The 22,057-nt window shown below is 60.2% G+C and carries 19 protein-coding genes; 10 read left to right on the plus strand and 9 right to left on the minus strand.

All coding sequences use genetic code 11. The features are described from left to right. Positions 1-27: 27 nt before the first annotated feature. The gene (locus GB927_RS32030) at positions 28-1,332 is read right to left on the minus strand and encodes an NAD(P)/FAD-dependent oxidoreductase (protein ID WP_256121241.1); all 1,305 of its coding nucleotides are present in this window, start codon (positions 1,330-1,332) and stop codon (positions 28-30) included. A 56-nt stretch (positions 1,333-1,388) separates the two neighbouring features. Further along, on the minus strand, positions 1,389-1,763 hold the full coding sequence (locus GB927_RS32035; RefSeq protein WP_256121242.1) for a cupin domain-containing protein: 375 nt from the start codon (positions 1,761-1,763) through the stop codon (positions 1,389-1,391). A gap of 227 nt (positions 1,764-1,990) precedes the next feature. Here GB927_RS32035 and GB927_RS32040 point away from each other — a divergent pair, with 227 nt between their 5' ends. The 9 genes from GB927_RS32040 to GB927_RS32080 all read left to right on the plus strand — a co-directional run bounded on the left by GB927_RS32040 (position 1,991) and on the right by GB927_RS32080 (position 13,612). Beyond that, positions 1,991-2,587, plus strand: coding sequence for a helix-turn-helix domain-containing protein (locus tag GB927_RS32040; RefSeq protein ID WP_256121243.1), 597 nt, complete (start codon positions 1,991-1,993; stop codon positions 2,585-2,587). 599 nt (positions 2,588-3,186) lie between these two features. Beyond that, positions 3,187-4,422 carry a pyridoxal-phosphate-dependent aminotransferase family protein gene (locus GB927_RS32045; RefSeq protein WP_256121244.1) on the plus strand — a complete coding sequence of 412 codons (1,236 nt, stop codon included), beginning with the start codon at positions 3,187-3,189 and terminating at the stop codon, positions 4,420-4,422. A 1-nt stretch (position 4,423) separates the two neighbouring features. Next, positions 4,424-5,263, plus strand: a complete 840-nt coding sequence (locus tag GB927_RS32050) for an ABC transporter substrate-binding protein (RefSeq protein ID WP_256121245.1) — start codon at positions 4,424-4,426, stop codon at positions 5,261-5,263. A 97-nt stretch (positions 5,264-5,360) separates the two neighbouring features. Then, entirely contained in the window at positions 5,361-6,200 is an 840-nt protein-coding gene (locus tag GB927_RS32055; RefSeq protein ID WP_256121246.1) for an ABC transporter substrate-binding protein, read from the plus strand. 5 nt (positions 6,201-6,205) lie between these two features. Beyond that, entirely contained in the window at positions 6,206-7,090 is an 885-nt protein-coding gene (locus GB927_RS32060; protein ID WP_256121247.1) for an amino acid ABC transporter permease, read from the plus strand. Continuing rightward, positions 7,090-7,905, plus strand: coding sequence for an amino acid ABC transporter ATP-binding protein (locus GB927_RS32065; RefSeq protein ID WP_256121248.1), 816 nt, complete (start codon positions 7,090-7,092; stop codon positions 7,903-7,905). The genes GB927_RS32060 and GB927_RS32065 overlap by 1 nt, the downstream gene beginning before the upstream one ends. Before the next feature lie 214 nt (positions 7,906-8,119). Beyond that, a complete protein-coding gene (locus tag GB927_RS32070) occupies positions 8,120-8,758 on the plus strand; it encodes a TetR/AcrR family transcriptional regulator (RefSeq protein ID WP_256121249.1) in 639 nt (212 codons plus the stop codon). A gap of 60 nt (positions 8,759-8,818) precedes the next feature. Beyond that, positions 8,819-10,432 carry a 5-guanidino-2-oxopentanoate decarboxylase gene (locus tag GB927_RS32075; protein ID WP_256121250.1) on the plus strand — a complete coding sequence of 538 codons (1,614 nt, stop codon included), beginning with the start codon at positions 8,819-8,821 and terminating at the stop codon, positions 10,430-10,432. A gap of 516 nt (positions 10,433-10,948) precedes the next feature. Then, the gene (locus tag GB927_RS32080) at positions 10,949-13,612 is read left to right on the plus strand and encodes an excinuclease ABC subunit UvrA (protein ID WP_256121251.1); all 2,664 of its coding nucleotides are present in this window, start codon (positions 10,949-10,951) and stop codon (positions 13,610-13,612) included. Between the two features lie 157 nt (positions 13,613-13,769). Here the strand turns inward: GB927_RS32080 and GB927_RS32085 are convergent, their stop codons facing one another. From GB927_RS32085 to GB927_RS32095, 3 genes are all read right to left on the minus strand, one after another. Further along, positions 13,770-15,203 (minus strand): aldehyde dehydrogenase family protein, encoded by a 1,434-nt coding sequence (locus tag GB927_RS32085; protein WP_256121252.1) that lies wholly within the window; start codon positions 15,201-15,203, stop codon positions 13,770-13,772. A 302-nt stretch (positions 15,204-15,505) separates the two neighbouring features. Then, positions 15,506-15,862 (minus strand): cupin domain-containing protein, encoded by a 357-nt coding sequence (locus GB927_RS32090; protein WP_256121253.1) that lies wholly within the window; start codon positions 15,860-15,862, stop codon positions 15,506-15,508. A 57-nt stretch (positions 15,863-15,919) separates the two neighbouring features. Next, on the minus strand, positions 15,920-17,089 hold the full coding sequence (locus GB927_RS32095) for a M24 family metallopeptidase (protein ID WP_256121254.1): 1,170 nt from the start codon (positions 17,087-17,089) through the stop codon (positions 15,920-15,922). A 339-nt stretch (positions 17,090-17,428) separates the two neighbouring features. On the opposite strand from GB927_RS32095, the gene GB927_RS32100 reads away from it, so the two are divergent. Next, complete coding sequence (locus GB927_RS32100) at positions 17,429-18,976, plus strand: ABC transporter substrate-binding protein (protein ID WP_256121255.1); 1,548 nt, start codon at positions 17,429-17,431, stop codon at positions 18,974-18,976. Positions 18,977-19,098: 122 nt separating this feature from the next. On the opposite strand, the gene GB927_RS32105 is transcribed toward GB927_RS32100, so the two are convergent. The 4 genes from GB927_RS32105 to cydB form a co-directional block, all read right to left on the minus strand. Continuing rightward, positions 19,099-19,773, minus strand: a complete 675-nt coding sequence (locus tag GB927_RS32105; RefSeq protein WP_256121256.1) for an SDR family NAD(P)-dependent oxidoreductase — start codon at positions 19,771-19,773, stop codon at positions 19,099-19,101. Between the two features lie 199 nt (positions 19,774-19,972). After that, a complete protein-coding gene (locus GB927_RS32110) occupies positions 19,973-20,869 on the minus strand; it encodes a bestrophin family protein (protein WP_256121257.1) in 897 nt (298 codons plus the stop codon). Between the two features lie 66 nt (positions 20,870-20,935). Then, a complete protein-coding gene (locus GB927_RS32115; RefSeq protein ID WP_082572716.1) occupies positions 20,936-21,052 on the minus strand; it encodes a DUF2474 domain-containing protein in 117 nt (38 codons plus the stop codon). Beyond that, positions 21,052-22,056 carry a cytochrome d ubiquinol oxidase subunit II gene (cydB, locus tag GB927_RS32120; RefSeq protein ID WP_256121258.1) on the minus strand — a complete coding sequence of 335 codons (1,005 nt, stop codon included), beginning with the start codon at positions 22,054-22,056 and terminating at the stop codon, positions 21,052-21,054. Before cydB ends, GB927_RS32115 begins: the two co-directional genes overlap by 1 nt. Position 22,057 lies beyond the last annotated feature (1 nt).

Here is a 22,057-nt window from a genome sequence, read left to right on the forward strand (position 1 = left end):
GGCAGGATTGCGGACGCCATCGACTGTTCAGTCGAGCCAGCGCGCTGCCTTGTCCAGAAGACGGTATCCTGTCCCTATTATCGGCAGGAACCAGGGTTTGCCGTTGTAGAAATAGAGCCGTGGGAACCGGCTTCCTATGATGCCGCGATCCGTATTCGGCCGGCCCAGCATGTGTTCGGCAATACGATGGCCCAGATAGGTCTGGCCTGAAATGCCGTTCCCGTTGCAGCAGGAAACGTAATAGATTCCGTCGCTCATACGGCCGCCATGCGTGCAAAAATCCAGCGCGAAGCTGACATTGCCCAACCAAGCATGGGATAGTGCAACGCCGCGTGTTTCAGGGAATGTATGCTCCATGAAGCCGCGCAAACCCTCGGCGCCTTGCTCCGCGGTCGACGTTCGGAATCGCGCTCGACCGCCAAAGAGGATGCGCTTTCCGTCAGGCGAGCGGCGAAAATAATAGAGCACACGTTTGGTGTCGAAGACCGCGCGGTTTTGTGGGATCAGCCTTTCGAGCAGGTCGAAAGGCATTTCCTCCGTTGCGATCATGTAGCTCTGGACCGGGATCGAGCGCTTTCGCAGCCATGGCGTCTCGGGACCGGCATAACCGTTCACGCCGAGGAGAATCCTGTCGGTGTGGATCTCGATGGAATCGCGATTTTCCACATTTTGCAGGCGCGCTACATGTCCTTGCCCATCTTGTCGGGCGCCGAGGAAGCGCCATCCGGTAAAAATGCGTACGCCAAGATCTACGGCCCGCCTAGCCAAAGCCTGAACATATTTCCCGGGATGGATCGTGCCCTGGCCATGAATGACCATGGCGCCGCGATAGATGTCGGTCTTTAGAACCGAATGGACCTTGTCCTGTTCGAGGATGTCCATGTTTTTTTGGTTTTCGGAAGCGAGGCGACCGCGCATCTCACGCAGCTTAGTCAAATCCTTGCGCGTGTAGGCCGCGACGACGGCGCCGGACAGGTTCAGGTCAATTGGGTCGCTCAATGTGGCTGCGCGCTGAATCATGAAGGACATGGACGAGCCGTAGTCATCCATGATTTCGCTTGCCCGCTTCTCGCCATAGCGCTTGCTTGCCTGAGCGAGGGTGAATTTCGCGCTATTGCCGATCATCCCTCCATTTCGAGAGCTGGCACCCTCACCGATACGCATCGCATCGACGACCACGACTTCGGTTAGGCCCGCCTCGGCTAATGTGATCGCCGCCGAGAGCCCCGTGTAACCGGAGCCGATGATCAGAGCGGTGCAGGTCGTCTTGTCGAAAGACCGCTCCCCGTGTTGAGGCTCGGCTTCTTCCCACCAGAAAGGCGTTGTCTTCATGAGCGCTCTCGTTTCGTTGATTTCGGAATACCCGGCTGGACGAAGGTGAGATGGGCTCAAAGCCGCGTGGAGAAATAGACCTTCTTGACGGCGCTCACTGTCTTCCAGCTGCCGGTAAAGCCTGGTTCCAGCACGACCAGATCGCCGGAACCGAAACGCTTCGGAGTGGGAACGCCGTCCTCGAAAAGATCGATCTCGCCTTCAAGAATATAGAAGCTCTCGATGAAATTGTTGTCCCGGACCACCCGGTGGTGGCCGGGTGTCGCCGACCATGTGCCGGTCATGATCGGTCCATCGATCAGGGGCCAGGTCGTAAATGCCGGCGCTCCATCGATCAGCAGTGCTGGATCTGGAAGGCCTGGCTCTCCCTGGCCCAGATCAGCGCTCCGCGCATATTTGTGTTTACAGACGATCTTAGCTTCCTGATCCAACAGAATGGTTCCTTCTGGTAACGCGCCTGTACCGGGATTTCTTGCTTGAGTTCGCCGTACCTTGCATTGTCGCGGTTCCCGGCGATATCCCATCCGGCTTGACGCTCATGAGGCTGCCGGTTAGAAATGTCCGTAAAAAATAGGGTATAATTAAAAAATTTGTCAATGGATTTTAATATGGCTAATTTTTCAAGTCTAAAAGACGCGCCAAAAAGGAAACAATCGCAGTGCAGCCTGATCTGAACCTTCTCGATGTGGAGTCCGATGCGAGCGTGGTCGGGTCGACGTTGCGGCGACGCCGACAAATACGCGGCTTGTCGCTCAAGCAGGTGGCCGACACCTCGGGAATTTCCGTCGGCATGCTGAGCCAGGTCGAGCGCGGGCTCGCCGCCCCTTCGATCAAAACCCTCAGGGCGATCTGTGCTGCGATGGATATGCCCGTCAATTGGCTTTTCCAGACAAACGGCGGGCCGGAAAGCCAGGCTGCCGAATATATCGTGCCGCGCGACGCCCGCCGGTCGCTATCCTATCAGGATGGGTTGATACTCAAGGAACTGCTCACGCCGGACACGCAGCCGGAAATCCAGATGATCCGCTTCGTGCTCAAGCCTGGGGCCTCTTCGGGCGAGGCTTACAACAACTCCGAGGGGGGCAAGTGCGGGATCGTTCTGACCGGAACGCTCGGACTTGAATTGAACGGTACTGTTTTTGTTGTTCAAACGGGTGACAGTTTCGCCTTCCCTGCGACGGATATGGTGCGCTTCTGGGCCATTGGCGATGAGAACTGCGAGGTCGTCTGGGTTGTGGCGCCCGCCACGGTGTAAATAGAAAACGGCGGGCGGAAGGCGACCGCGCGTAACGTGTTTGCGCGGAGCGGCTTATTTTCAGCATGCATCATGCGGGCGTCATATGGGCGACAATATGCGCCGGGTTCGGACAGGTTTTGACCGCGACCTTGGTGCCTTCAAGGCGTTAGCTGCCGTCTCGCCTGTTTGATTTTTCCGCCGATCAAAGCCTGCGCCGGGCGCGAGGGGGCAGCGATGTAAGCCAGCGGCGTTCACCGGCAGCTCGCTTTCGGTGGTGTGCGCCGATGCTATGCCTGAATCGCGCGGCCGGCTGCTTCCTTGCCGTAAGATTCTTGTCCAGAAAATTACCTATATTAAAAATAAACTGCATGAATTTTAATATTGCCCGATTTTCCTGGTGCCCATAATTCTAGCGCCCGTGCGCAGCACGTCGCGCGCGATCTCGTCGAGAGCCGTTGCCCTACAAGTTTGCGGCAAACGTGAGCTCGAGAATCTGCTGCAGAGCGCTTTTTCATAAGATACGGCCTCTAATATATAGCTGTCTATAAAATGATAGTTGACTTTAATTTTGATGTCAGCTTACGTGATGGGAACGGGGAAGGAGGCCCGATCCGAAAATGAAGTCTGGAACCGAACTCTTGATGATCCCGGGGCCGACCACTCTGCCGGCCGAGGTGCTGCGGGCCTTGGCCCGGCCTTCGATAGATATTTATCAAGGGCCGTTGCATGACGTGTCGATCGACTGCATCGCAGGCCTGCAGGAACTCTTCGGCACGCGTGAAAAAACCTACATTTTTACCGCCAATGGCCACGGTGCCTGGGAGGCGGCGCTCTGCAACACATTGAGCCGCGGCGATCTTGTGCTGGTGCTGGAATCCGGCTTTTTCGCCGTCGACTGGGCCGATACTGCCAAGCAGTTGGGTCTTGAGATCGAGATTTTGCCGGGTAGCTGGCGCGCTGCTGTCGATCCGCAGGCGCTGGCTGAACGGCTGGCCAAAGATACAGACCGGCGCATCCGCGCCGTGCTCACAACGCAGGTCGATACCGCATCGGGCGTCTGCAACGACATTCCGGCGATCCGCCGCGCACTCACCGATACCGGCCATGACGCGCTGCTGATGGTCGATTGCATCGCATCGCTCGGGGCGACAGAATTCCGCTTCGACGAATGGGGCATCGACCTTGCTGTCGCCGCATCCCAGAAGGCGCTGATGACGCCGCCGGGCCTCGCTTTCCACGCCGTTGGTCCGCGCGCACGCCAGCGCCACCAGACGGCCGGTCTTCGTACGAACTACTGGGACTGGACGTTGCGCGATCGACCGGACCATTATTATTGGCACTCCGGCACGCCGCCTGTGAATCTCCTCTTTGCCTTGCAGGCTGCGATCGGCCTCATTCGTCGTGAAGGCCTTTCGGCCGTCATCGCCCGACACGACCTCCTGGCCGAGGCGACCCGGCTGGCCGTGGGCTGCTGGTCGGTGCCGGGCGGCGTCGAGCTCAATATCCCGGCTGCGGGCGAACAGGCCAATTCCGTAACCCTCGTGCGGATCCCGGAGGGGACGGTACGCCCGGTGGTGGAATTCTGCCAGCAGCACTGCGGCGTCCTCTTCGGCGAAGGTATCGGGCCCGCGCTGCGTGGCCGGGCGATCCGTATCGGCCATATGGGCCATGTCGGCGCCCCGCAGCTCCTCGGCGCGCTCGGCTGTCTGGAAATGGCCTTCAAGGTGCTGGACATCCCCCATGCCGAGGGCGGGGTCGCGGCTGCGATCTCGCATTTCGCGAAAGCTTCGCAGGGCGGCAACGTCCTTGCCATCGATCAGCATGCCCAATCCATAAAAAAGAGAGGAACGTGACATGACCAGACTTCTGGCAGCATTGCTTTTGTGCACGGCGGCGACTGTCGGCCTGAGCCCGGCCTTCGCGGAGGACAAGCCGCCCCTTCCGGAGCGTATCGTTTCAACGGGCACGGTGCGCGTCGCCGTCAATGCCGCCTATCCCCCCATGGAATCGCGTGATCCGACGACCAATGAATTTGTCGGCTTCGATATCGACCTCGGCAATGCACTTGCCGCCGAGCTTGGCCTGAAGGCCGAATGGATCGACGGTCAGTTCTCGCAAACGCTCCCGTCGCTGGTCTCGAAGCGTGTCGATCTCATTCAAAGCTCCATGACCGACACCTGGGAGCGTCAGAAAACCGTCGATTTCGTCGACTACATGGTATCGGGCGATCAGGTCTATGCGATGGTCGACGGCCCGATCAAAAAGGTCGAGGACATTTGCGGTCAAAAGGTAACCGTGAGCCAGGCAACGACCACGGAGAAAACGCTCCGCAAATGGAACGAGGATAATTGCATCGGCAAGGGCAAGCCTTCCGTCGACATCGTTATCGACAGCAGCTTCGGCCAGCAGATCGCCAACATGAAGCAGAAACGCACGGTCGCCGGCGTCCAGGGGGTGGAGGGCATCGGCCTCATCATCAAGGACTCCAAGGGCACGATGCAGACCATTGGCGAACCGCTCGCCGTCAGCCACACGGGTCTTGCCTTCCTCAAGGAAGACACGCAGTTGCGTGACGCCTACATGTGGGCGCTGAAGCGCCTGCACGCCAACGGCACCTATGACAAGCTCCTCGAAAAATGGAATCTCGAGGGCGCGGCCTATCCCGAGCCGACGATCAACAAAGCCACGGAATAGTGTGCATGGGGCCATGGTCCCTGCCTCGCCGCGAATTCGCGGCGAGGCCTCGGGGATCGATCAGCATGCCAAATCCCTAAAAAGAGAGGAACGTGACATGAGTAGACTTCTTGCAGCATTGCTTTTGTGCACGGCGGCAACCGCCAGCCTGGGCCCGGCCTTGGCGGAGGACAAGCCGGCCCTTCCGGAGCGTATCGTCGCAACGGGTACGGTGCGCATTGCCGTCAATGCCGCCTATCCTCCCATGGAATCGCGCGATCCGACGACCAATGAATTCATCGGTTTCGATATCGATCTCGGCAATGCACTTGCCGCCGAGCTTGGCCTGAAGGCCGAATGGATCGACGGGCAATTCTCCCAAACGCTCCCGTCGCTGGTTTCGAAGCGTGTCGACCTCATTCATAGTGCGATGATCGACACCAAGGAGCGTCAGGAGACGGTCGATTTCATCGACTATCTGGTATCCGGCCAGCAGGTCTATGCAATGATCGATGGCCCGATCAAAGCGGTCGAGGACATGTGCGGTCAGAAGGTCGCCGTGAGCAAGGGCACGACGGCGCTCAAGGCGCTTACCAAATGGAACGAGGAGAACTGCGTCGGCAAGGGCAAGCCTGCCGTCGACATGGTTATCGACAGCAGCTTCGGCCAGCAGATCGCCAACATGAAGCAGAAACGCACGGTCGCCGGCGTCCAGGGCCTGGAGGGCATCGGCGTCATCATCGAAGACTCCAAGGGCACGATGGCGCTGGTTGGCAAGCCGATCACCGCCAGCAATGCGGGACTCGCCTTCCTTAAGGAAGACACGCAGCTGCGTGACGCTTACATGTGGGCTATGAAGCGCAAATTTGCCGACGGCACCTATCACAAGCTCCTCGAAAAATGGAACCTCAAGGCTTCCGCCTATCCGGAGCCGACATTCAACAACAACGCGGAGTGATGTGCATGAGCGCCGAAACGCTTTCCGGGCCGCGGCTCGGCGTATCCGAGGTGACGCTGCCGGGTATCGATGTTGCCACGGCGACCCGGATCCGCAGGTTCAAGCCGTGGCGGTTACTCCAGCTCGCTCTGGCCGTCGGGTTCCTCGTGTTCATCGTCAACGCCTTTGCGAAGGCGCAGATCGAATGGCCTGTCGTCGGGCAATATCTGTTTGCGCCTTCGGTTTTCATAGGGCTCGGCTTCACCGTCTTGATGACGGTGGTGTCCATGGTGATCGGGCTTATCGTCGCCGTCATGGTGGCCGTGGGTTTCGGCTCGCACAATTTCGTCGTCCGGTGGATAGCCAAGTCCTACGTCTGGCTTTTCCGGGGAACGCCACTGCTCCTGCAGCTGCTTCTGTGGTTCAATATGGCGCTGGTCTTTCCGGCGATCGGGCTGCCGGGCATCGGCTACAAACCCACAGTCGAACTGATGACGCCCTTCATAGGCGCGGCGATCGGGCTCGGGCTCAATGCTGGCGCCTATATGTCGGAGATCATCCGTGCAGGGCTTCTGTCGGTCGACACTGGCCAGTACGAGGCCGCCAAGGCGATCGGAATGACCCGTGGCAAAGCCTTGCGCAAGGTGATCTTCCCGCAGGCGATGCGCGTCATCATTCCGCCGATCGGCAATGAATTCATCGGCATGACCAAAAGCACCTCGCTTGCCAGCGTCATCGGCTTCAGTGAAATGCTCTTTGTCGTGCAGTCTATCTACTTCAACAATTTCCGGGTGATCGAGCTCCTGATCGTCGCGGCCGTCTGGTATCTGGTGGTCACGACGCTGCTGTCGATCGGACAACATTACCTGGAGCAACGGTTCGGGCGCGGTTTCGGGACCGGGAGGCATTGATGGCAGTGATCACGGCAATGAATGTCTGCAAAAGCTACGGCCATTTGCAGGTGCTGAAGGACATCAATCTGGAGATCCAGAAAGGCGAGGTGGTCTGTATCATCGGCCCGTCCGGCTCCGGAAAGACGACGTTCCTGCGCTGCATCAACCAGCTGGAGAAGATCAACGGCGGCTCGCTCTGGGTCAACGGCAACCTCACCGGTTACCGCATCGTCGGCGAGCGGCTGCTCGAACTCGACGAGCATGAGATCGCGCGCCAACGACGCGCAACCGGCATGGTCTTCCAACGCTTCAACCTCTTCAGCCACCTCACGGCTCAGCAAAACGTTTCGCTCGGTCCGGTCGAGGTGCTTGGCCAGTCGCCCAAGCTTGCGGCGTCCCAAGCGCTGGAGCTTCTCGACAGGGTGGGGCTTGCGCATAAGGCCGGCGCCTATCCTGCCGAACTCTCCGGCGGCCAGCAGCAACGGGTGGCGATCGCCCGTGCCCTCGCCATGAAGCCGGACGTCCTCCTCTTCGACGAACCGACCTCGGCGCTCGATCCGGAACTCGTCGGCGAGGTGCTGAAGGTGATGAAAGAGGTCGCCGAAAGCGGCATCACAATGGTCGTCGCCACCCATGAGCTCAACTTCGCCCGTGACGTGTCGCATCGCGTCGTCTTCATGGCCGATGGCCGCATTGTCGAAGTCGGCAAGCCTGACGATATCCTGCGCAATCCGCAGGAGCCGCGCCTTCAGAAATTCCTGAGCGCGATCGCGACGGCCCCCCGACCTGAGTCCGCAGACGTGGCGGTGTCCGCCCTTGGGCAGGCGCTGTGACCGAAATCCTGCCGAAGGCCGCGAGGCTTACGGTTTTCTCTCATGGCTGCGGCGTGCTTGACGGACGTGTCGATCCTTCTCTTCATGCCAATGCGGAAACCTCGCGCAGCAGAAGTCGGCGCTGATCAAGTGCAGCGGTGCGCGGAGCGGTGATTGAATGTAATAGCGCGGTGCACAGGAGAGTATAAATGCAAGAAAACAAGAAGTTTAACCTATGAATACAGATCGTAGCCAGATGGGGCTTAGAGCCCGCAAGAAACTCGCGCGTCACGAGTCCATACTTGAAGCCGCCCGGCAAGTGATCGGGGACATCGGATATGAAAATGCGAAGCTGGAACAAATAGCAGAGGCGGCCGATGTCGGTGTGGCCACCGTTTACAACTATTTCGGAAAAAAACACATCCTTCTATTCAATCTGGCATTGTATTCAATCGACAGGATGGAGCCGCAGCTCGATGCATGGTCCCCTAAACCGGAATCCACGCTCGAGGAGGCTCTGGTCGAGTGGATTGTTGAAATGGGGACGCACACATTCAACGCCCTCGATCATTCCATTTGGGGTGTGGTGATATCCGAAGAGTATAAAGCCGGCGTCGACAAGAAAGACTATATAGAAATAAAGCAGAGATTTATCGAATTAAATCTCAAGTTTTGGCACCGGCTGATTGCGAGCGGCTACGCTACGAACGAAGTAGAGGGCAGGGATGTGGCCGAGTTGCTGGATTCCATTGCCTCGGAAGTATTTCGTCAGGCTCATCAGAAGAAAGCCGTAAACCGCAATACATACAGGCGCATTGCACGGCGCCTGGTCACGCTCATCGTTCGTGGACTTGCTGCAAACCAAAAACAGTAACGCGCAAGATCCGGTACGGCGCAATCGCTCCTGCACTCCGCCCACAGAAAGAAAGCAATCATGACAGTTTCAACAGGCCAGTATCTGACGACACTTCTGCAGGCGTATGGGGTCGATCATGTCTTCGGTATTCCCGGCATTCACACGGTCGAGCTTTATCGCGGGCTTGAGAACAGCCAAATCCGTCATATCACGCCGCGACATGAACAAGGCGCCGGCTTCATGGCCGACGGTTACGCCCGTGTTACCGGCAAGCCGGGCGTTTGCTTCATTATCTCCGGTCCTGGCATGATGAACATTCTGACGGCGATGGGCCAGGCCTATGCCGACAGCGTCCCGATGCTGGTGATTTCGACGGTGAACGCCCATGGACGCATGGATTCCGGCGACGGCTGGCTGCATGAGATGCCGGACCAACGTGGCGTGGTGGAAAACCTGACCGCCTTCAGCCGTACTATTCACCGCCCCGAGGATCTTCCCGCGGCAATGGCGCAGGCATTTGCCGTTTTTGAGGGCGCACGTCCGCGTCCCGTGCACATCGAGCTGCCCATCAACGTGTTGCGCGCCTCTGCGGACCATCTGGCGCCTCCGGTACGCGCGCCGGTTCTGGCGCGCCCCGCTCCGGCGCATTCCGCTATTCAGGCAGCAAGGGATCTGCTGTCTGAAGCCGCGCGCCCCGTCATCCTGGTGGGCGGCGGAGCTGTGAAGGCGGCGGCGGAGGTGAAGCAACTCGCCGAGCGGCTCGATGCACCCGTGGTCATGACGGTCAATGCCAGAGGCATGCTGGACCACGCACACCCTTTGAGTGTCAGCCTCTCCGCTTCGATGCCGAAAACACGGGCGCTGATCGCCGACGCTGACGTGGTCCTTGCTTTGGGCACCGAGTTCGGCATAACGGATTACGACAATTGGGAGACCGGCCAGTTCTCCATTCCCGGCCAGCTGATCCGGGCCGACTTGGACCCGCAGCAGATCAGGCGTGGCGCGGTGGCCGAAATCGGTCTGGTCGCCGACGCCCTTGAAACGGCGCAGGCGCTTCTTGCCGTACTGCCCGCAAAAGCCGCTCGCGACGGCGCAGCAAGGGCCGGTAAAGCCATGGAGGGGCGCGACGACCTGTCAGCCACCATGCGCGGCGATCTGGCAATGCTTGATGCGATGCGTGATGCGCTGCCGTCGGCGATTTTCGTCGGCGATTCCACCCAGTTGGTCTACGCCGGCAACACAGCATTTGCCGCCGCCACCCCGTCAAGCTACTTCAATTCGGCTACAGGTTTCGGCACTTTGGGCTATGGTTTGCCCGCGGCCACGGGAGCGGCGCTCGGTTCCAGCGGGCGTCCCGTGATTGCGCTGGTTGGCGACGGCGGTCTGCAGTTTTCGCTGGCCGAATTGGCAAGCACCGTTGAGGCCGATGTACCGGTCATCATGATGCTGCACGACAACAGTGGATACGGCGAGATCAAGTCCTATATGCAATCCAAGGGGATCGCGCCTCTGGGTGTCGACATTCTAACGCCGGATCTGGCGGTAATGGCGAAAGCGTCGGGATGGACGGTAAAGCGTCTTGAGAACGGGGACGATCTTACGAAAACATTGCGCGAACTCGCCCAGGCCGCGCGACCGGCAATGCTGATATTTGGAGATGATGTGCGGCAGGCGTTCCAGCGAGCGGCCTAAGCAAAGCAGAGTAGGAGCATTCCAGCCAAAGCGGCATCTCTTCTGCATTTCATTAGCGTAGAGCAGCTCCGGCCTCCTGGCAACAGCCTTTCCATCCCAAGCCTCAGAGGCAATAGCAATCCTCGTCAAGGGCATGGTGAGAATGCGGATGATGTGCGTAGTAGTTAAGGCAGCAGAAGCGCTTCGGTCGATAGTAAATGAATTGGTTCCTCCCACGAATTGCCGATTTTTAGGCGATGAGTGGAAGGTAGGCACGAGCGCGCGGCTAGTCTCGTGACAAGTCTGTACTAATGGTACGATTGTGTGCAAAATTCTGGAAATGAGGTCGAAAGTATCGGCGGAAGAGCGAATGCTCCTGTCCCATCTTCGTGATCTGATCATTACCGCCTAGCACCGTCTGTTGGCACTAGCCGATGGCGGTGACGAAAGCAAATTGAAGAAAATCGTCAGAGGTTTAGACAGGCTATTTCGCCAGTTCATCTATCTGTGAGCTTGTTGACGGTGCGGGAAATCAATATGAAAAAACGAAATCGACTTCTTGGGTCAACTCCTCTTGGTAGCGGGCACGCAGAGCGCCCCTCGTCCGTGCAGGTGCGTGGAGCGCGCCAAAACAACCTCAAGAATGTCAATGTCGATATTCCGCGCGATGCCTTCGTGGTTTTTACCGGCATCTCGGGATCGGGTAAGTCGTCGCTGGCCTTCGGCACCCTTTATGCCGAGGCGCAGCGCCGCTACCTTGAGTCAGTCGCCCCCTATGCGCGCCGCCTGATCGACCAGGCTGGCGTGCCGGAGGTCGATGCGATCGACGGGTTGCCGCCCGCGGTCGCCTTGCAGCAGCAGCGCGGCTCGACCAACGCCCGATCCTCCGTCGGCAGCGTAACGACGCTCTCCAGCCTGGTGCGGATGCTCTATTCGCGCGTCGGCGCGTATCCGCGCAATCAGCCGATGCTCTATGCGGAGGACTTCTCACCCAACACCGTGGCGGGGGCCTGCCCGGCCTGCCACGGGATCGGGCGCGTCTATGATGCGACGGAACAGACGATGGTCCCGGACGATACGCTTACCATTCGCGAGCGGGCGATCGCCGCCTGGCCGCCGGCATGGCACGGTCAGAACCTGCGCGATATCCTCGTGTCGCTTGGCTTCGACGTCGACACGCCATGGCGCGACCTGCCGAAGAAGGACCGCGACTGGATCCTCTTCACCGACGAAACGCCGACGGTGCCGGTCTATGCGGGCCTCAATCCCGAGCAGACCAGTGTCGCGCTCAAGCGGCGCATGGAGCCGAGCTATCAAGGCACTTTCACCGGCGCACGTCGCTATGTGCTGGAGACCTTTGCCAATACGAAAAGCGCCCTGATGAAAAAGCGCGTCTCGCAATACATCATCGGCCGCGATTGCCCGACCTGCCATGGCAAGCGCTTGAAGAGCGAAGCCCTGTCAGTGACGTTCGCCGGGCTCGATATCGCCGCGTTCGGCGACCTGACGCTGCTCAAGCTCAGGGACTTGCTCACGCCCATTGCGCAAGGTGAGTTCGGAACGGCCGACTCGACCGTGAAGAGCCATATTCTGGGCAAGGCTGCTCGCGATGCGGCGGTTGAGCGAAGGGTTGCCGCCGGTGGTTCTGCCCACAAGAGCGCGCCCGATGTGCGCCGCACACCCAACCTTTCCGATGAAAAGCGGGCCGCTGCGCAACGCTTGGCGTCCGAACTGCTCGAACGACTCGCACCGCTGATCGATCTCGGCCTCGGTTATATCTCGCTCGACCGCAGCACGCCGACGCTCTCCTCCGGGGAGCTGCAAAGGCTGCGTCTCGCCACTCAATTGTCGTCGCAGCTTTTCGGCGTGGTCTATGTGCTGGATGAGCCATCGGCGGGATTGCACCCGGCGGATGGCGAAGCCTTGCTCTCAATCCTCGAGCGGCTCAAGTCGGCGGGGAATTCGCTGTTCGTTGTCGAGCACGATCTCGACGTGATCCGCCATGCCGAATGGCTGGTAGATGTGGGACCGGGTGCCGGTGAGAAAGGCGGCGAGGTCATCTACAACGGGCCGCCTGAGGGGCTGGCCGACGTGGAAAAATCCGTCACACGCCGCTACCTGTTCGCTGAGCCCGTCGCCAACGACAGGACGCCGCGCAAAGCCAAAGCGTGGCTTCGTCTGGAAGGCGTGACCCGCAACAATCTGCACGGCCTCGATGTCGCGGTTCCGATCGGCTGTTTCACCGCGGTCACTGGCATATCGGGATCGGGCAAATCCAGCCTTGTAAGTCAGGCGCTGCCGGAACTCGTTGCCGAACATCTTGGCGGCTCCTCGCCGGCGACCGAAGACGAGGATGTCGATCCGCTGCTCGATGTCGTGCAGGGGACAGCCGAGGGGCGGATCGTCGCGGGCATGGACCATATCCGGCGGCTGGTCCGGGTCGATCAGAAGCCGATCGGCCGCACCCCGCGCTCGAACCTCGCCACCTACAGCGGCTTGTTCGATCACGTGCGCAAGATCTTTGCCGATACACCCCTCGCCCGTCGGCGCCGATACAGCCCCGGCAGGTTCTCGTTCAATGTGGCGCAAGGCCGATGCCCGGTTTGCGAGGGCGAAGGCTTCGTGATGGTGGAGCTGCTGTTCCTCCCGAGCGTCTATGCACCTTGCTCGACCTGCCATGGCAGCCGCTACAACCCGCAAACGCTCGAGGTCGAATGGAACGGCTGTAGCATCGCCCAGATCCTGGACATGACGGTGGACGAGGCTTGCGGCTTCTTTGCCGGCGAGCCACCCGTCATGCGTTCCCTCGATGTGCTGCGTGACATTGGTCTGGGATATCTTCGACTCGGGCAGCCGGCGACGGAACTGTCGGGCGGGGAGGCCCAGCGCATCAAGCTGGCGAGCGAGTTGCAGCGCGCGCAACGCGGCAACACGATCTACATTCTCGACGAGCCGACGTCAGGACTGCATCCGTCCGATGCGGATCGCCTGATGCGGCATCTGCAGGACCTGGTCGATGCCGGCAACACGGTCGTTGTCGTCGAACACGACATGCGCGCGGTCGCCCAGGTGGACTGGGTCATCGATCTAGGTCCGGGAGCCGGTGAAGACGGCGGTCGCATCATCGCGAGCGGTGTTCCCCGCGATATCGCCGAAGCAGAGGTCAGTCTGACCGCCCCCTATCTCAAGGCGGCGCTGTAACTCTCAAATCGCTTGCCGTCATTAGGTCGAGCATTATCGCGGCCTGTGATCGGGCCGCGTTGACCAGGCTACGCTGGATGTTTGACGCGGAATCTTTCGGGCAAAAGCAAAGACGGCACCCTTTTCGAGCGCCGCCTTCCAGGTCTTGCTTTGACGGTTACTCTGCGCTGGGGCGATGGACCGTCTTCACCTCCAGGAAGTCCTCAAGCCCGAAGATGCCGCCCTCGCGGCCGTTGCCCGACTGCTTGAAGCCGCCGAAGGGGCTGCCGTAGCGGTGCGGGCCGCCGTTGATGTGAACCATGCCGGCGCGCAGGCGGGCGGCGACACGCTCGGCGCGGTCGGGGTCGCCCGTCTGCACGTAGGCGGCAAGGCCATAGGCGGTGTCGTTGGCAATCGCGATGGCTTCCTCTTCCGTGTCGAAGGGGATGATCGCGAGAACCGGGCCGAACACTTCTTCACGGGCGATGCGCATCTCGTTGTTGACGTCGGCGAAGATCGTCGGCTTGACGAAGTAGCCGGTCTCGTAGCCATCAGGCTTGCCGGGGCCGCCGACGAGAAGGCGGGCGCCTTCCGCGACACCGGCTTCGATCAGCGCCTGCACGCGGCCGAACTGGACATGCGAGACGAGCGGACCGATATGGCCGCCTTCCTCCTCCGGATTGCCGACCGTCGCTTCTTTGCCGGCGCGCTCGGCGATCTCGACCACCTTGTCGTAGACCGAGCGCTCGACGAGCATGCGGGTCGGCGCGTCGCAGGACTGGCCGGAATTGTTGAAGCATTCGGCGACGCTGCCGGCCACGCGGTCTTCCAGGTCCGCATCGGCGAAGACGATGTTCGGCGACTTGCCGCCGAGCTCCAGCGTCACGCGCTTGACCGTGTCGGCCGCATCCTTGCTGACGGCGATGCCGGCGCGGGTGGAGCCGGTGAACGACATCATGTCGATGTCCTTGTGCTTGGAAAGCGCCGCGCCGCATTCGATGCCGTCGCCGTTGACGAGGTTGAACGTGCCGGCCGGGAAGCCCGCCTCATGCACCATCTCGGCATAGAGCATGGCGTTGAGCGGCGTGAACTCGGAGGGTTTGAGCACGCAGGTCGAGCCCGTCGCCAGCGCCGGCACCACCTTCAGCGCGATCTGGTTGATCGGCCAGTTCCACGGCGTGATGAGGCCGCAGACGCCGATCGGCTCGCGGCGCACCACGTCGCCATTCGCCAGCACCTCGCGGCTCTTCAGCCGCTTCAGCCCGTCGATGAAGCCCTGCAGGTGGCCGACGCCGACATCGGCCTGCTGCTCGGTGCTCATGGTGATCGGCGCACCCAGCTCCAGCGTGATGGTGCGCGCCATCTCCTCATAGCGGCGCTTGTAGATTTCGAGCAGCTTTTCGAGCAGCGCGAGGCGCTCTTCCACGCTGGTCTGGCTGTAGGTCGCAAAGGCCTTCTTGGCGGCGGCGACGGCGCGGTCGATATCGGCGGCGGTGCCCATGGTGATGACCGCGATCGGCTTTTCCGTTGCCGGATTGATCACCGCGAGGTCGTTGGGCTTCAGCGGGTCCACCCACTGGCCGTCGATGTAGAATTTGCGCTTGTCGAGCATGCTTGTCTCCCGTCACTTCTGGTTTTCGTCGAGCTAGCCAAAAATCAGCCGGCGATAGCGGTTCCCGAGATCGATGGTATCGCACCGTCGGTTATGGCGGGGGCGCCCTTCATCGCCTTGCATTTCGAGGCACCAAGGTGCGGACGGCAGCGCGTCGAATTCTCGCCAGAGACGTAGGAGCGGCATCGTGTGCCGGTCCGCCTCGATCGCGTCCGCGCGCCTTATCCTTGAAACCGGGGAACCCGGAACAGGCTGTTCCAAGTTCTCACCGGCGAATTCAAGGCATTGCCGCAGCTCAGAGGTTACTGGTTTCGCCGGATGACGAAATGCTTGCGAACCTTCTCCACAATCTTCCAGGTGCCCTTGAAGCCCTTTTCGACAACAAACGCGTCACCGGGACCGACCTCGACCGGGTCTTCACCATCGGGTGTGAGGACGATTCTGCCGTCTATCAGGTGGACGAACTCCCAGGCCTCGGAGCTTTGTCGATAGGTCCCGGGCGTGGCCTCCCACCAGCCGACGACGGTCGAACCACCATCTGTCGTATATTCGACCCAGGTTTTCATCGTCGGGTTACCCTCGACCTTCGTCCAGCCGACGGAATCCGTCTCCTTCGGCTGAGCGTTCAACCCGATTTTCGATACAGGATTGCGTGTCATATCTTCTCCAATCTGGCGGGACCATCCTCTGACCGTCGATGCCCCGCGGGTCAGTTTCTAGAAATTGTCGATGACGATAAGATCCCGCGGGATGCGGGTAAGGCTCATGGCGCCGTCCTCGGTGCACATCACCGTGTCGCCGAGCTTGAGACCGAAGCCCTCATCCTGAAGGCTGATGTTCGGCTCGAGACTGAAGACCATGCCGGGCGCGAACGTGTGGCTGTCCCCCTTGATGAGCATGGGCGGCTCCATCCAGCCGGACGGGTAGGCCAGACCCAGACTGTAGCCCATCCGATGGTCCCGGCGCCTCCTGAGATCCAGCCGATCCAGACGCGCATTGCAGACCTCGTCCGGCACGCCGACAGGGACCCCCGGCTTCACCGAAGCGATCGCGGCATCAAGCCCCTCCTTGAGACATGCGGCCACCTCCACCATCCGCGGAGACGGGCGCCCCAGCACGATCGTTCGCATCACGATGGCATGATAGCGGTTCACGCACGCGCCGAGTTCGATACAGATCGTATCCCCGAGCCCGATTGTCTGTCGCGTCGCCATTCCGTGAACGAGCGCGCTGCGCGAACCGGAAACGACCATCGGGGGGACGGCGACATACTCGCTTCCGACATCGGCCAGCGCCTTCGCTGCGATACCGGCCAGCTCGATCTCGGACATGCCGGGCCGGATCGCGGCTATTGCCGTGTTCAGGGCGAAATCGGCCATCTGCGCCGCCTGCCACTGGAAGCCAAGTTCCGCCGGGGACTTGATCAGCCGCTCTTCCAGGACCAGATCGGTCGCATCGATCCAGGCAACTTCCGGAAGGTCGCCCCGAAGCATGTCCCACTGTCCGGGAAGCATGGAGACCGACTTGGACGTCGCCTGAAGATTGACGCCGATCCTACCGGCGTTCAATCCGAGATCGGACAGCAGGCGGGACAGCACCTTGACGGGGTTTTCCAGCTCAATGTCGTAGAAGCGGGCGGACCTCAGCCAGGACGTATCCCAGAAAATGGACGCTTCCGTCGTTCTGGTGAAAAAGTGGGGTTCGCTATCATTCGCCAGCACGATCAGCCCCTGAAGGTGGGAATAGCTCGTGCAGTCATATCCCGCGAGCCAGCAGATCGACTCGGGCGACGTGACCACGATCGCATCAAGCTCCCTCGCCCTCATGCGGGCGCGAACACGCTCCAGACGCTCCAGATACGTCGGCACACTGAACGCTAGTCTCATATCCTTACCTTTCCCAATTCTCTTCAGTTTCCAAAAGCAAGCAACACTGACGAAAGTCCCGATCCGACGCGAAAACCGGCCCGCCTACGGGTGGGTGATCACAGGCAGTCGTTGGAGCGCGCATCATCTGCCTATGCGCGCTGCCCATGCTTGAAGCCCTTGGCCGCTACAGCTTGTCCGGCTTCCTCGACGATCTTTGGCTGTTGATTTTTTGATAGGTCGTAATAATTATGTAGTCAACTATCAATTTATAGAAGACATCGATTATCTCAACGCCAACGCAGAATCTCGCGCCCGACCCCGGGGGCGTCTCACGGCCGCAACAGGAGCAGAACCCGGATGGATGAAAACAGAATCTTGCGCGTGGCGCTCGACTGGGAGGTTGCGGGCATCGATCCGCCACGCGCCGGCGGCGGATGGAATACGGGGCGGGTCGTGCAGCATACGCATGAGAGTCTCGTCGAAAACGATTTCGGCGCACCGCCCGAAACGCCGGATGCACCACCCCTGGTCATACCGTGGCTGGCGGAAACGGTAGAGATTTCCGCGGACATGAAACGCTTCGTGTTCAAGCTCCGCCCCGGTGTGCGCTTCCACGATGGCGCAGTGCTTGATGCCGAAGCGGTGGTGGCAAACTACGCACGGTTCTGGGATGCTCGATCTCCGCTCTATTCGCCGGTGGCCGCCGACTTCAATCGTGCCGGCGTCGAGACCATCACACGGATCGAAGCGCTCGACCCGATGACGGTCGCGTTTGTTCACGGTACGCCGGCGCCGGATTTCCTGCGATACATGACGGAGCAGGACGCGCCGGGCGCCCAGGCCCTCGTCAGCCCCAATGCGCTGCGCAGCCGAGGCCCGGAGGGCTGTATCGATCTCGCCCCCGGGACCGGGCCTTTCTGTTTTCACCGCCGGTTCGACACGCAAGGCGGCTCCGCGGTCGAGCTTCGTGCAAATGAGGACTACTGGAAGGAACGCCCATGGCTCTCCGGCATCCGGTTCCTTCCATTTCCCAACCTTGACGATCGGGTTCGCGCGCTGACCGAAGGCGTCGTTGATATTGCCTACAGTCTTGAGGGCGCCGACCTTGATGATCTCGCCGCACGCGGGTTCCAGGTACCGGCGTTCTCACCCCCTTATCTCTGGTATCTGGTTTTCAATCTTCGCGACCCGGTCATGGCAGACGTCCGGATACGCCGCGCGATAGCCCATGCGATCGATCGCGATGCGCTCAGTGACAGCCTCTTCCCAGGTGCAACGCTCCCCGCGCGAAGTGCCCTGCCGCCGGGCTCCCCTGCCCATGATACCGGCGCCGTTGAGCACTATCCCTACGATCCGGCGCGTGCCCGGTCCTTGTTGAACGAGGCAGGTATCAGCGGGGAGTTCGTGCTGAGGGCAATTGCCGCGCGGGCAGGATCAGCCCAGTTGAACCCGGCGGCGATCCAGAGGCGGATCGCCGAGGACCTCGCCCGGATCGGCATTCGGCTGGAAACCGACATCTACGACGATTGGATCGGCTATTTCAGGAGTTGGCGCCACGGAACGAACCCCGGCGTTTCAATCAGCGAGATGAGCTGGGGCATGTCATCGGATCTGTGGCTCCATCAGGTCCTGCATAGTAGGAACCGCCCGCCGATCGGCTACAATGCAGGCCACGTTGCAGACAAGGCGCTGGATAACCTCCTGGACGCCGCATCCCGGGAGGTGAATGCGACGAAACGGATCAGCCACTATCGGGCGGCCGATGCACGGGTCATGGAGACCCTGCCGATCCTCCCCCTGCTCACGTCACGCCGCGGTATGCTGGCCTTCGCGTGCCGCGTCCAAGGGCTGAACGTCGTGAACCAGTGCTGGCAGGATTTTAGCAATGTGCGATTGTCGCGATAAACATGCCGCACGGCCGACCCAGTTGGGTCGGCCCCAATACCTGCCCTCCCCGTTTGAGGTGCGGAACAAAAGCAGCGCCAAACAATCAGCCATATCAAAGGATTGACCACAAAATCCGTTGCTTATTCCGCGTAGATCATTTTCTTAGTCATGCCACCATCGACAATCAGCGTTTGCCCGGTAACAAAACCGGCGGAAACCAAGTAGAGCACGGCTTCGGCAATGTCCTGCGGTCGGCCAACGCGGCCGACAGGATGCTGCGCTTCATCCTCCTCGCGCAGATTTGTCGCATCCGTGATCCAGCCCGGCGCAATCGTGTTGACGCGGATTTTCGGACCGAGCTGAACAGCGAGAGCCTGTGCGAGGGACACCATGCCGCCCTTTGCCGCGGCATAGGCAAAATCAACGCCTTCCGACATCAAGGCGCGCGTGGAAGCCATCATGATGATGGAGCCGCCATTCCCGAGCAAGGGCTTTGCAGCGCGCGACATCAGGAAGGTGCCGGTCAAATGGCTTCCGACCGTGCTGTTCCACTGTTCCAGCGAGGCTTCATCAAGTCGCATGAACGTGTCGAAGACAAGCCCGCCATTGTTGACGAGAAGATCAAGCCGATCCCAGCCGAGTTTACGAAAAGCTTCATTCACCGAGGCTTCGCTGGAAAGGTCGCAATGGATCTGCAGGCCGAGTGCCCCTTCCTTCAGATCAAAGGATGCAACCTCCCACCCGTCGCGCAGTAAATGGGCGCAGATCGCCTGGCCGATCAGGCCGGAGCCACCTGTAACAATCGCACGTTTCATGAACAATACCTTTCCTACGACAATGTTAAAAATGGATAGAGCGTTGTTTTACACCGCATCCTAACGAGATTTACAGCGCCATTTTGAGATAGGGCGCGGTCAGACTCCCTTTTTGCTTCGGCGAAATCGCGGGGATCCAGCAGCGCTGATGCGGCCGCCGTCTTCTCCCGCCCCCGAGCCTTGATCGACGACACCTTAGCTAATGCAGGATTGATTTCTCGGGCTTCATTGGCGGCGGCAAATCGCGTTCTCCCAACAGCGACAACATTTCCCGCTCAATCGTACGCTTCAGCGCATAAACCGGAAGACAGTTCGGCTCGAAGCCGAATGGATCTTCCAGCTCGTGGCCAAGAGCATCAAGACCAAAAAAGGTGTAGGCGATAAGTAACGCCGGCAAGAGCGTCCACCAACCGACCGATCCTGCGAGGGAAAAGGGCAGCATCACACAAAAGATAAGTGCGGTGCGGTGAAGAAGCAGGGAATAAGCGAAGGGCACTGGCGTCATGGATATTCTCTCGCATGCGGCCTGAACTTTGGACAGTGAGCGAATTTCGTCTTCCAGGACGGAGTAATGGATCGGAGTGATGGAGCCTTCCTGCATTAGTGTCAGCAATCGGCGGCCCATCCGGTCGAGCACAGCGTTGGTGACGTTAGGGACTTCCGCTTCACTGCCAATGTCTATCCACGGTTCGATGGCGGCGATTTCCGACTGGCCACGAAGGCGAGCGGCGAGCCCACAGGCAAAGCCACACACGCCACGCAACAGTTCGCGTCGTTCGTCCTCCGGCAAGAGCAATGTCTCGCGCCCAAGTGAACGTGCGGAGATGATCAGTTCACCCCATAACTGCCGCCCCTCCCACCAGCGTGCGTAACACGTATTGTTTCGGAAGCTCATGAAAACGGAAAGCGCTATGCCTATCAAAGTGAAAGGGATGGCCGAGATGCGCGCGAAGATGCCGGGATGCTCCTGAGCGGCCAGGACGGCGATAGCACTGACGACGGCAATCAGGCCTAGCTTACCGACGATGCGCGGCAGAATGGAGCCATTCACCGTAAGAAGTATATCCTGAAGTCTGGGTTTCGATCGCACGATCATGGTCGTTAGAATGGCCTTGTAAGTGGTTGGGAAGCTATCATCGACTCCGGGTTTCGCCTGTAACGCTTAGGGCGCAAGCACCATGCGAATGAGTTGCGCGACCAGTCCTAGCGTGCCGACGCTGGTGACCCAGATGATGACCATCCAAGCGAGCCGGCGGGTGAAAGATCGGGGTTCGTCCATCAGTGATAACCGTGAGTGCCAACCTTGCCGCGGAACACCCAATAGGCCCAACCGGTATAGGCAAGAATGATTGGAATGATCACGGCCGCGCCTACCAGCATGAAGAGCTGGCTTTGCGGCGGAGCGGCGGCATCCCAAATGGTCACTGCGCGCGGGACGACGTAGGGGTATATGCTGATCCCAAGACCGACGAATCCGAGAAAGAACAGGCCAAGCGCCGTCATGAAGGGAAGCCGCTCAGCCCCGCGTTTCAGGCCCCAGAAAAACGTCACCGCACAAATTGCCACCAGCAACGGAACCTGGGCCGTAAGAAGGACGCCAGGTATCGCGAACCAACGTCGCCAGTAATCATAGGTGAGGAACGGCGTGGCCGCGCTCACAGCGCCAAGGACGACAAGCGTCGCCACGCCGAGGGGAAGAGCAAGACGGCGGGCGCGCTCTTGAGTGCTTCCCTCGGTTTTCCATATCAGCCAGGTGGCTCCGAGAAGCGCGTATCCGACGACGACTGCAGCACCGGTAAGCAGGCTGAACGGGCTCAACCAGTCCAGCCAACCGCCGGCATAGGCATCATTCTCGACGTGCACGCCTTGCAAGATGGCGCCCAGCGTCATTCCTTGTGTGAATGCGGCCAGGACCGAACCAAGGCTGAAGGCGACATCCCAGAATGCCCGATGACGCGCGTCCCGCCAGCGGAACTCGAACGCCACTCCACGAAACACGAGCCCGAGTAACATGGCGATGATCAGCGGGTACGTGGCAGGCAGAATGATGGCGTAGGCGAGCGGGAAGGCGGCGAACAGCCCGCCTCCGCCCAACACGAGCCATGTTTCATTGCCATCCCAGACGGGAGCAATAGAATTCATCGACTGGTCGCGTTCCTCGCCCACCGAAAAGGTCGGGAAGAGGATGCCGATGCCCAGATCGAAGCCGTCCATGACGACATAAGCGAAGACGGCAAAGCCGATGATTCCGGCCCAGATCGTGGTGAGGTCGATGTCTGCCATA

Origin of the sequence: Shinella lacus (genome assembly GCF_010994755.1) — a bacterium.
Classification (GTDB): Bacteria; Pseudomonadota; Alphaproteobacteria; order Rhizobiales; family Rhizobiaceae; genus Shinella; species Shinella lacus.